This window comes from Micrococcus sp. EWR3.9.1 (genome assembly GCF_052615555.1).
Genome location: NZ_JBQXFD010000053.1, coordinates 1 through 442, shown reverse-complemented (window position 1 = coordinate 442; position 442 = coordinate 1). Strand labels below are relative to the sequence as shown.

Annotated in this window: 1 protein-coding gene; it reads right to left on the bottom strand. The window is 69.9% G+C overall.

All coding sequences use genetic code 11. From position 1 onward, the window contains the following. A partial coding sequence (locus ACUJ8O_RS11535) for a helix-turn-helix domain-containing protein (RefSeq protein ID WP_445373406.1) occupies positions 1–328 on the bottom strand: 328 nt, incomplete at its 3' end. Between the last annotated feature and the right edge of the window lie 114 nt (positions 329–442).

The following is a 442-nucleotide window of genomic DNA, read 5'->3' as shown; positions in this document are numbered from 1 at the left end:
TCCCCACGGTGCGCAGGCACACCTGGTGGCCTTCGGAGGCGAGGTGGTGATGGATGCGCCGGGCGGACCACTTCTCGGCCCGGCGCAGGGCCTCCAGCTCGGCCACGATCGCGGGGTCGAGCCGGGCAGGTGAGCGATGGGGCCGGCTCGACCGGTCTTGCAGTCCTGCCTCGCCTTCGGCACGGTAGCGGGCGACCCAGGTGGCCACCGTGGGCCGACTGACGCGGAACTCCGCGGCCACGTGGGACTGCGGGATCCCGTCGTTCAGGTGGCGGTGGACCATGCGCAGCCGGCCGGTGGGGGTCAGAGGTGCGTTAGCGTGAGTCACGAGCGGGCTTCCTTCCGCGGATGAGTGGATGTCGCAATTCCCATCCTGCGGGGCGGAGCCCGCTCGTCTCATCTCAGCCCGTGCCTCGTGTCAAGAACCTCATGACCCACAACA